5 protein-coding genes are annotated in these 11,061 nt (G+C 69.9%); 4 read left to right on the top strand and 1 reads right to left on the bottom strand.

Annotated features, from left to right (window positions below):
* Positions 1-28 precede the first annotated feature (28 nt).
* Together OG978_RS28400 and OG978_RS28395 are read left to right on the top strand one after the other, a co-directional pair.
* Positions 29-1,060, top strand: a complete 1,032-nt coding sequence (locus tag OG978_RS28400) for an alcohol dehydrogenase (protein ID WP_326767928.1) — start codon at positions 29-31, stop codon at positions 1,058-1,060.
* A gap of 686 nt (positions 1,061-1,746) precedes the next feature.
* Complete coding sequence (locus tag OG978_RS28395) at positions 1,747-3,777, top strand: M4 family metallopeptidase (protein ID WP_326767927.1); 2,031 nt, start codon at positions 1,747-1,749, stop codon at positions 3,775-3,777.
* A gap of 78 nt (positions 3,778-3,855) precedes the next feature.
* Here OG978_RS28395 and glgP read toward each other — a convergent pair whose 3' ends face one another.
* The gene (glgP, locus tag OG978_RS28390) at positions 3,856-6,459 is read right to left on the bottom strand and encodes an alpha-glucan family phosphorylase (RefSeq protein ID WP_326767926.1); all 2,604 of its coding nucleotides are present in this window, start codon (positions 6,457-6,459) and stop codon (positions 3,856-3,858) included.
* Between the two features lie 640 nt (positions 6,460-7,099).
* Between glgP and OG978_RS28385 the strand changes: the two genes are divergently transcribed.
* On the top strand, positions 7,100-9,139 hold the full coding sequence (locus OG978_RS28385) for an alpha-1,4-glucan--maltose-1-phosphate maltosyltransferase (RefSeq protein WP_326767925.1): 2,040 nt from the start codon (positions 7,100-7,102) through the stop codon (positions 9,137-9,139).
* Positions 9,136-10,842, top strand: coding sequence for a maltose alpha-D-glucosyltransferase (gene treS / locus OG978_RS28380; protein ID WP_326767924.1), 1,707 nt, complete (start codon positions 9,136-9,138; stop codon positions 10,840-10,842). The genes OG978_RS28385 and treS overlap by 4 nt, the downstream gene beginning before the upstream one ends.
* The last annotated feature ends 219 nt before the right edge of the window (positions 10,843-11,061 follow it).

The raw sequence follows: 11,061 nt of genomic DNA, 5'->3' as shown, positions 1-11,061 counted from the left end.
GTCCACCCGTAATACCGGAGAGATCCAGATGAGCGTCTCCAGCGTCTACCGAGCCGCGCAGGCCACCGCCGCCGGCGGTCCTTTCGAGATCGTCGAGCGCGCGGTGCCGCAGCCTGGCCCGGGTCATGTCCGGGTGGCCGTGGACGCCTGCGGCGTCTGCCACAGCGACGCGCTCTTCGTGAACGCCGCGCTCCCGGGCGTACGGTTCCCGGTGGTCCCCGGGCACGAGATCGCCGGCCGGATCGCGGAGCTCGGCGACGGTACGCAGAGCTCCTGGCAGGTGGGCGACCGGGTGGCGGTGGGCTGGTTCGGTGGCAGCTGCGGCCACTGCACGCCCTGCCGACAGGGCGACTTCGTCGTCTGCCCGAACCTGAAGGTGCCCGGGTGGGCGTACGACGGAGGCTATGCCGAGAGCGTGACCGTCCCGGCGGACGCCCTGGCCCGGATCCCCGACGCGCTGTCGGCGGCCGACGCGGCGCCCATGGGCTGTGCGGGGGTGACCACGTACAACGGGCTGCGGCGCAGTTCCGCCCGGCCGGGGGACCTGGTCGCCGTGCTCGGCATCGGTGGCCTCGGGCACCTGGGCGTGCAGTACGCGGCCGCGATGGGGTTCGAGACGGTGGCGATCGCCCGCGGAGCCGCCAAGGCCGACTTCGCGAAGGAGCTCGGCGCGCACCACTACGTCGACAGCACCGCGGGCACCAGCGTCGCGGACGCGCTGCAGGCCCTGGGCGGTGCCCGGGCCGTCCTGGCCACCGCTGCCCATTCCGGGGCCATCACGGCGACCGTGGAGGGGCTCGCGCCCCGCGGCGAGCTGGTGGTCATCGGCGCGGACCAGGAGCCGCTGGGGATCAGCCCGAACCAGCTGCTGATGAGCGGCAAGGTCGTCCGCGGCCACCCGTCCGGCACCGCGCAGGACGTGCAGGACACCCTGGCGTTCAGCGCCCTGCACGGGATCCGTCCGATGACCGAGACCGTGCCGCTGGACGGGGCGGAGGAGGCGTACCGGAAGATGCTGTCCGGCGCCGCCCGTTTCCGGATGGTGCTCACCACCGCCTGACGCCCGGCCTTCCGGGCTTCCGGGCTTCTCCGCGACCGGCTCCGCTCCTCCTTACGGGCGGCACCGGTCGCGCCCGCGCTTCCCGGGGGCGCCGGCGCGGCGTCGGCTACGCCGGGAGCCGTAGTACCCGTGCCCCGGTCGTGAACGGCGGACCCGGTGGGTGTCGTACGGAGCGCCGAGCCCGCCGATACGGGTGAACGAGAGCAGGTCCGCGGCGGAGACGACCGGCCCCTCCGTCCCCGGCGCACCGAGGTCGGCCGCCGGGCGAACGCGGCGAATCCGGCCGCCGCCACGGCCGGCTGCCCCGAGTGACGGACTCCTCCAGGCACCGGCTCTCCACCGACCAGTAGATGGTAAGAAACAAGCCACATCCCGATGCCATCTCGGCCAGCCGGGAACGCCCCCTTCCCCGCCCTCGTTCGAACACGGCGGGTTCGGGCCGACCCCGGCCCGCTCCTCGAATTCGGCCCCCGAGGGACGCCGTACAGCACCCGGGCGACGAGCGGCGAAACGTCCGCTTAACGAACACGACCTTTCCAGCAACGGACGAGTTCCGGCCAAGTTGTTGACGCGCTCCTGACAGAGACGGCCTCCGGCTGACACTCTTCACCCCGTTCTGCGCACTTCTCGACTCACCCCGGACGGCTCACCGTGCCGCCGGTACCCCCCTCGCAGAAGGAGTCCGCGTGAGATCCACGCCCAGCCGTCGTGCCACCGCGACCGGCGCTCTGATAGCCGCAGCAGCCCTCCTCGCCGTCGGCGTCCAGACCGGTACGGCCACTGCCACCCCCGGCAGCACCACCTCGGCGGTACCGGCGTACGCCGGCGCCGACCAGGGTTCCCTGGCCAAGCAGCTCTCCCCGTCCCAGCGCGCCGAGTTGATCCGCGAGGCCGACGCGAGCAAGGCGGACACGGCCAAGGACCTCGGTCTCGGCTCGCAGGAGAAGCTCGTCGTCCGGGATGTCATCCAGGACAACGACGGCACCACGCACACGCGTTACGAGCGCACCTTCGCCGGACTCCCGGTGCTGGGCGGCGACATGGTCGTCAAGGAGTCCAAGGCCGGGGCGACCCAGGGCGTCACCAAGGCCTCCAAGGTGACCAGCGGTCAGCTGAAGGCCGTGGACCTGAAGGCGGACATCGCGCCCGCCAAGGCCGAGAAGCAGGCCCTCGGGCTCGCCCAGGCCGACGGTTCGAAGAAGGCCGAGGCCGACCGGGCACCCCGCAAGGTGGTCTGGATGGCGCAGGGCAAGCCGCAGCTCGCCTACGAGACCGTCGTCGGCGGCCTCCAGCACGACGGCACCCCCAACGAGCTGCACGTCATCACGGACGCGGCCACCGGGGCGAAGCTGTACGAGTGGCAGGGTGTCGAGAACGGCACCGGCAACACCCAGTACAACGGCCAGGTCACCCTCGGCACCGCCCCGTCGTACACCCTGACGGACACGGGCCGCGGCAACCACAAGACGTACAACCTGAACCACGGCTCGTCCGGCACCGGGACGCTGTTCACCAACACCACCGACGTGTGGGGCAACGGCAACCCGTCGAACGCCGAGACCGCCGCCGCGGACGCCCACTACGGCGCGGCCGAGACCTGGGACTACTACAAGAACGTGCACGGCCGCAGCGGTATCCGCGGTGACGGTGTCGGCGCGTACTCCCGCGTCCACTACGGCAACGCCTACGTCAACGCCTTCTGGCAGGACAGCTGCTTCTGCATGACGTACGGCGACGGCGAGGGCAACGCCAAGCCGCTGACCTCGCTCGACGTGGCCGCGCACGAGATGTCGCACGGTGTCACCGCCGCCACCGCCAACCTGGTCTACAGCGGAGAGTCCGGCGGCCTGAACGAGGCCACCTCCGACATCTTCGCCGCGGGCGTGGAGTTCTACTCCAACACCACCGAGGACCCGGGCGACTACCTCGTCGGCGAGAAGATCGACATCAACGGCGACGGCACCCCGCTGCGCTACATGGACAAGCCGAGCAAGGACGGCGCGTCCAAGGACGCGTGGTACTCGGGCATCGGCAACATCGACGTCCACTACTCCTCGGGCCCGGCGAACCACTTCTTCTACCTGCTCTCCGAGGGCAGCGGCGCCAAGGTCGTCAACGGTGTCTCCTACGACTCCCCGACCTCCGACGGCCTGCCGGTGACCGGCATCGGCCGCGACAAGGCCGCGCAGATCTGGTTCAAGGCGCTCACCACCAAGTTCACCTCCACCACGAACTACGCGGCGGCCCGCACCGGCACCCTCGCCGTGGCCGGTGAGCTGTACGGCACGACCAGCGCCGAGTACAAGGCGGTCGGCGACGCCTGGGCGGCCATCAACGTCGGCACCCGTGACGGCGGCAACCCCGACCCGGGCGGCAAGGTCTTCGAGAACACCACCTCGGTCGCCATCCCGGACCGCGGTGCGGCCGTCTACAGCTCGGTCAACGTCACCGGTGTCACCGGCAACGCGCCCAGCACCCTCAAGGCCGACGTGGACATCACCCACACCTACCGCGGCGACCTGGTCATCGACCTCGTCGCCCCGGACGGCACCTCGTACCGCCTGAAGAACTCGGGCTTCGACTCCGCGGACGACGTCAAGGCCACGTACACGGTCAACGCGTCCTCCGAGGTCGCCAACGGCACCTGGAAGCTCAAGGTCCAGGACGTCTACTCGGGTGACACGGGCCGGATCAACAGCTTCAAGCTCACCTTCTGAACCCCACACCGGTCATGACCCGGTGACCACCGCCCGGCAGGAGCTCACGCCCCTGCCGGGCGGTTCCGTGTCAGGCCCTCAGCGCATCAGCACGCCCGCGCCGTCCCCCGCCGCCTCCGTGGGCAGCGCCACCAGGCCGAGTTCCGCCCCGGTCGCCAGCAGCGGATGGGCCGGCAGCACCCGCACCGTGTAGCCGTACGGCCCCGTGCGGTCGAGGGCGAGCGGCCCCTCGTAGAGCCAGCGGCCCTCCAGGTCCTGGCCCCCGGCCGGCTTCAGCGGGAAGACCTGGGCGTCCGAGATCCCGTCGGCGGCGTCCACCCGGCCGGCCACCGCCTGCACCTCCACGTCGTCCGGCTCCAGCGCCCCGAGGGCGACCCTGACCCGGAACAGCAGCGTCGACCCCAGCTCGGCCGAGTCGTCCGCCGCGGTGGGCGCCACGGCCTCCACATGGTCGACGGCCACGCGCGGCCAGGCGGCCCGGACCCTGGCCTTCCAGTCGGCGAGCCGGCGCGCCGTCCCCGGGTCCAGCGCACGCCGGGCGCGAGCGGCGGGCACGTACAGCCGCTCCACGTACTCCCCCACCATCCGGTCGGCCAGCACCTTGGGACCGAGCGTGCCCAGTGTGCGGCGGACCATCTCGATCCAGCGCTCCGGAAGTCCTGCACCGCCCCGGTCGTAGAAGCGCGGCGCGACCCTGTCCTCGATCAGCTCGTAGAGAGCGGCCGCCTCCAGATCGTCCCGACGGTCCTCGTCCAGCGCCAGACCGTCGGCGGTCGGGATCGCCCAGCCGAAGTCCGGCTCGAACCACTCGTCCCACCAGCCGTCGAGCACCGAGAGGTTGAGGCAGCCGTTGAGCGCGGCCTTCATCCCGCTCGTACCGCAGGCCTCCAGCGGGCGCAGCGGGTTGTTCAGCCATACGTCGCAGCCCGGGTAGAGCTTCTGCGCCATGGCCATCCCGTAGTCCGGCAGGAACACGATGCGGTGGCGCACCCGGGGATCGTCGGAGAACCGCACCAACTCCCGCACCAGCCGCTTTCCGCCGTCGTCGGCGGGGTGAGCCTTGCCGGCGACGACGATCTGGATCGGCCGGGTCGGGTGGAGCAACAGATTTGTCAGCCGGTCGCGGTCGCGCAGCATCAGCGTCAGCCGCTTGTAGGAGGGAACGCGCCGGGCGAAGCCGATCGTCAGCACGTCCGGGTCCAGCACACCGTCGATCCAGCCGAGTTCGGCCGGCTCGGCGCCCCGGGCCCGCCACGAGGCGTGCAGCCGCTCGCGCACCTCGGTGACCAGTTGTCCGCGCAGGGAGCCGCGCAGGTCCCACAGTTCCCGGTCCGGGACCTCGGCGGCGGAGTCCCAGCGTCCGGGTGTGCCGCCGTAGCGGTTGCGCAGCCGGAAGACCTCGGGGGCGACCCAGGTGGGTGCGTGGACCCCGTTGGTCACCGAGGTGATCGGGACCTCGGCCGCGTCGAAGCCCGGCCACAGTCCGGCGAACATCTCCCGGCTGACCGCGCCGTGGAGGGTGGAGACGCCGTTGGCCCGCTGGGCGAGCCGCAGGCCCATCACCGCCATGTTGAAGAGGCCGGGTTCACCGCCGGGGTAGGTCTCCATGCCCAGTTGCAGGATGCGTTCGACGCCCACGCCCGGGAGTTCGCCGTCGTCGCCGAAGTGCCGGGCGACGAGTTCCCGGTCGAACCGGTCGATGCCGGCGGGCACGGGGGTGTGGGTGGTGAAGACCGTGCCGGCCCGTACGGACTCCATCGCGGAGTCGAAGTCGAGGCCGGTGCCGGAGAGTTCCCGGATGCGTTCGAGTCCGAGGAAGCCGGCGTGCCCCTCGTTGGTGTGGAACACCTCGGGCTCCGGGTGCCCCGTGAGACGGCAGTACGTGCGCACGGCCCGCACGCCGCCGATGCCGAGGAGCATCTCCTGGAGGAGCCGGTGCTCGCTGCCGCCGCCGTACAGCCGGTCGGTGACCTCGCGTTCGCCCGGCGCGTTCTCCTCCACATCGGAGTCGAGCATCAGCAGCGGTACGCGTCCGACCCGGGCCTGCCAGATGTGGGCGTGCAGCGAACGGCCGCCGGGCAGGGCCAGCACCACCCGGCTCGGGGTTCCGTCGGCTTCGCGCAGCAGGGCGACCGGGAGCTCGTTCGGATCGAGTACCGGATAGTGCTCCTGCTGCCAGCCGTCGCGCGACAGGCTCTGGCGGAAGTAGCCGTGCCGGTAGAGCAGGCCGACCCCGATGAGGGGGACGCCGAGATCGCTGGCGGCCTTGAGGTGGTCGCCGGCCAGGATGCCGAGCCCGCCGGAGTACTGGGGCAGGGCCGCGGCCACTCCGAACTCGGGCGAGAAGTAGGCGACGGCGGCCGGGAGTTCGGCTCCCAGCCCCAGCTGTTCCTGGTACCACCTGGGTCCGCCCAGGTAGTCCCGGAGGTCCTGGGACGCCTCGGCCAGCCGGTGCAGGAACTGCTCGTCCCGGGCCAGCTCGGCGAGCCGTCCGGCGGACACGGCGCCGAGCAGCCGCACGGGATCGCGTTCCGCCGTACGCCGGACCTCCGGGTCGACGGCGTGGAACAGCTCACGGGTCTCGGTGTGCCAGGACCAGCGCAGGTTACGGGCGAGGTCGCTGAGCGATTGAAGGGGGTCGGGGAGGACGGGGCGCACGGTGAATCGACGAATGGCCTTCACGTATTCCACCTTCGCAGGGGATGTACGGATCCGAGGGGACGCACCACGGTGTGCGCCGCTCCGTCACCCTCGACGGCGGTGGCGGGACGCCGCCCCATCCGTATCCGGATTCCCTCACGACCCGTCCAGTCACATCGGCCACACAGGTAATGGCCGATTCCATTCCCTCATTCGGTCTTGTGGCACTCCACACCAGAAGGAAAGCTGCCCAGTGGCGTCCGGAAGGGCACCGGCGAGCCCGCGAACTCGGGACGGCGCCCGACGCAAACAGGTCGTCACAGATACGCCCGAGTAGTTAACAAACCACCGGATTGGCCCACCGAGAATCGTGGGAAGGCTTCTCCGGTACACAGTCCGAGTGCGCACCGGGCGGCATGTGAATGCCGCCCGAATGCAGCACGAATGCGAGGCATCCGCGGGTCCGGTTTTCATCCGGTTCACATCCGCGCAACACACCCGTGCCCCGGCCATTCGACTGCCATTCGAGTGAATGCGGACAGGAGCGGCCATGCCCACACCCCATCAGCCGTCGACGGAGCAGCTAGAAAGGACGGACCCGATCGGTCGCGGTGCGCGCAATTCGCCCTCCGCCACTGTGCCGCGCCCCGTTCAGCCCGAACCCCAGTCCCCAGGTGATTCCATGATCGGTCGCATTCCCGTCCTCGACGTCCGTCCCCTCGTCGACTGCGGCAGAAGGCCCGCCAAGGCCGTTGCCGGTGAGACCTTCCAGGTCACCGCGACCGTCTTCCGCGAGGGCCATGACGCCGTCGCCGCCAATGTGGTCCTGGTGGACCCGGGCGGGCGTCCCGGTCCCTGGACGCCGATGCGCGAGCTCGCTCCCGGCACCGACCGCTGGGGCGCCGACGTCACCCCGGATTCCGAGGGCCGCTGGACGTATACGGTCGAGGCCTGGAGCGATCCGGTCACCACCTGGCGGCAGCACGCCCGGATCAAGATTCCGGCGGGGATCGACACCGCGCTCGTCCTGGCGGAGGGTGCGGAGCTGTACGAGCGGGCCGCAGACGGCGTACCCAAGCGGGACGGGCGCGAGGCGGTGCTGGCCGCCGTCGACGCCTTGCGCGACGAGTCCCGCCCGGCCGCTGCCCGGCTGGCCGCGGCGCTCGCGCCCGAGGCGCAGGCCGCGCTCGCCCGTCATCCGCTGCGCGACCTGGTCAGCGCGTCGCCGCCGGTGCCGCTGGTGGTCGAGCGCCGGCGGGCCCTGTTCGGCTCCTGGTACGAGCTGTTCCCCCGCTCGGAGGGCGCCAGGGTCGAGAAGGCCGGTCCGCCCGCGAAGCGGAAGGGCAGGACGGGGAAGGCGGCGAAGGCGCCGGCGAGGATCATCAGCGGCACCTTCCGCACGGCCGCCGAGCGGCTTCCCGCGGTCGCCGCGATGGGCTTCGACGTGGTCTATCTCCCGCCCATCCACCCCATCGGAACCACCCACCGCAAGGGCCCCAACAACTCGCTCTCCCCCGCCCCCCATGACGTGGGAGTGCCGTGGGCGATCGGCTCGGCCGAGGGCGGTCACGACGCCGTCCATCCCGAGCTCGGCACCCTCGACGACTTCGATCATTTCGTCGCGGCCGCCCGCAATCTGCGCATGGAGATCGCACTCGATTTCGCGCTGCAGTGTTCTCCGGACCACCCCTGGGTGAAGAAACACCCGGAGTGGTTCCACCATCGCGCGGACGGCACGATCGCCTATGCCGAGAATCCGCCGAAGAAATACCAGGACATCTATCCGATCGCCTTCGACAAGGACCTGGGCGGACTGGTCGCCGAGACCGTGCGCATTCTGCGGTTCTGGATGGATCACGGGGTACGGATCTTCCGCGTCGACAATCCGCACACCAAACCGGTGATCTTCTGGGAGAAGGTGATCGCGGACATCAACCGGACCGACCCCGATGTGATCTTCCTGGCCGAGGCATTCACCCGGCCCGCGATGATGAAGACGCTCGCGGCAATCGGTTTCCAGCAGTCCTACACGTATTTCACCTGGCGCAACACCCGGCAGGAAATCACCGAATACGTCACGGAGCTGTCGGGCGAAACCGCTTCCTGCATGCGGCCGAACTTCTTCGTGAACACCCCGGACATCCTGTCCGGCTATCTCCAGGACGGAGGCCGCCCGGCCTTCGAGGCGCGGGCCGTCCTCGCCGCGACGCTCTCCCCTTCCTGGGGTGTGTACGCGGGCTACGAGCTGTGCGAGAACACCCCGGTCCGGCCCGGCAGTGAGGAGTACCTCGACTCGGAGAAGTACGAGATCCGGCCCAGGGACTGGGAGTCGGCGGAGCGCGAGGGCCGTTCGCTGGCCCCGCTCATCACCACGCTCAACCGCGTCAGACGCCGCAACCCGGCGTTGCAGCAGCTGCGCGACGTGCACTTCCACTCCACCGACAACGACGCGTTGATCGCGTACAGCAAGCGTTCGGGGTCGAACACCGTCCTGGTGGTCGTCAACCTCGACCCGCACCACACCCACGAGGCCACGGTCTCGTTGGACATGCCGCGACTCGGCCTCGACCGGCACGATCGCGTGCCGGTGCGCGACGAGCTCACCGGCGATACCTATCACTGGGGCAGGACCTTCTACGTGCGCCTAGAGCCGGGCGTCACGCCCGCGCACGTCGTCGTCCTGCGACCGTCCCCGCCGACCGGAGGGTCACCCACACCATGATCGTCAATGAGCCTGTCCACGACACGTTCGAGGACACCCCGGCCAAGGACCGCGATCCCGACTGGTTCAAGCGCGCCGTCTTCTACGAGGTCCTCGTCAGGTCCTTCCAGGACTCCAACGGCGACGGCATCGGCGACCTCAAGGGCATCACCGCCAAACTGGACTATCTGCAGTGGCTGGGCGTCGACTGCCTCTGGCTGCCGCCGTTCTTCAAGTCGCCGCTGCGCGACGGCGGCTACGACGTCTCCGACTACACCGCCGTGCTCCCGGAGTTCGGCGACCTGGCCGACTTCGTGGAGTTCGTCGACGCCTCGCACCAGCGCGGGATGCGCGTGATCATCGACTTCGTCATGAACCACACGAGCGATCAGCACGACTGGTTCCAGCAGTCCCGCACCGACCCTGAGGGTCCGTACGGCGACTACTACGTCTGGGCCGACGACGACAAGCAGTTCCCGGACGCCCGGATCATCTTCGTGGACACGGAGACGTCCAACTGGACCTTCGACCCGGTGCGCAAGCAGTACTACTGGCACCGGTTCTTCTCGCACCAGCCCGACCTCAACTACGAGAACCCGGCGGTGCAGGAGGAGATCATCTCCGCGCTCCGCTTCTGGCTGGACCTCGGCATCGACGGCTTCCGGGTGGACGCCGTGCCGTATCTCTACCAGCGGGAGGGCACCAACTGCGAGAACCTCCCGGAGACCCACGACTTCCTCAAGCGGGTCCGCAAGGAGATCGACGCGCACTACCCGGACACCGTGCTGCTCGCCGAGGCCAACCAGTGGCCGGAGGACGTCGTCGACTACTTCGGCGAGTACCAGGCCGGCGGCGACGAGTGCCACATGGCGTTCCACTTCCCCGTGATGCCGCGCATCTTCATGGCCGTGCGGCGCGAGAGCCGCTACCCGGTCTCCGAGATCCTGGCGAAGACACCGGCGATCCCGGAGAACTGCCAGTGGGGCATCTTCCTGCGCAACCACGACGAGCTCACCCTCGAAATGGTCACGGACGAAGAGCGCGACTACATGTACGCGGAGTACGCCAAGGATCCGCGCATGCGGGCCAACATCGGCATCCGGCGGCGGCTCGCGCCCCTGCTGGACAACGACCGCAACCAGATCGAGTTGTTCACCGCGCTGCTGCTGTCGCTGCCCGGCTCCCCGATCCTCTACTACGGGGACGAGATCGGGATGGGCGACAACATCTGGCTCGGCGACCGGGACGCCGTACGCACCCCGATGCAGTGGACGCCCGACCGCAACGCCGGTTTCTCCTCCAGCGACCCGGGGCGGCTCTACCTCCCCACCATCATGGATCCGGTCTACGGGTACCAAGTCACCAACGTCGAGGCGTCGATGGCGTCCCCGTCGTCGCTGCTGCACTGGACGCGGCGGATGATCGAGATCCGTAAGCAGAACCCCGCCTTCGGTCTCGGCTCGTACAACGAGCTGCCGTCGTCGAACCCGGCCGTGCTCGCCTTCACTCGTGAGCACGGGGACGATCTCGTGCTGTGCGTGCACAACTTCTCGCGGTTCGCACAGCCGACGGAGCTCGATCTGCGGTCGTTCGACGGGCGTCATCCGGTGGAGCTGATCGGCGGGGTGCGCTTCCCCGCCGTCGGTCATCTGCCCTACCTGCTGACTCTCGCCGGGCACGGTTTCTACTGGTTCCGGCTGCGCAAGGACGCGCCGCCGAGCTGACCGGACGACACAATCCCACCACCGACCGCGGGGCGGTTCCCGCCGCCCCGCACGGGGAGCACCCTCCCCCACATCGCACACGTACGGCCCCCTCCGGGCCCCATCTGGCGTTTCGATCCCATCGAGTCGAGTCCGTACGGACCATCCTGACCCGACACGTCCCGCACAGCCGGACGGCTATTGCCGCAATCCGGGACACTCTTCGCATCCTGTGGTGTG

Source organism: Streptomyces sp. NBC_01591, from assembly GCF_035918155.1.
In the GTDB taxonomy this organism is placed as follows: domain Bacteria; phylum Actinomycetota; class Actinomycetes; order Streptomycetales; family Streptomycetaceae; genus Streptomyces.
The sequence above is the reverse complement of the archived record's forward strand: the minus strand, read 5'-3'. Positions and strand labels throughout refer to the sequence as shown.

Bases quoted from the DNA above. Each gene is read 5' to 3' on its own strand.
- OG978_RS28400 (WP_326767928.1), top strand. From the start codon at position 29: ATGAGCGTCTCCAGCGTCTACCGAGCCGCGCAGGCCACCGCCGCCGGC.
- OG978_RS28385 (WP_326767925.1), top strand. From the start codon at position 7,100: ATGATCGGTCGCATTCCCGTCCTCGACGTCCGTCCCCTCGTCGACTGC.
- treS (WP_326767924.1), top strand. From the start codon at position 9,136: ATGATCGTCAATGAGCCTGTCCACGACACGTTCGAGGACACCCCGGCC.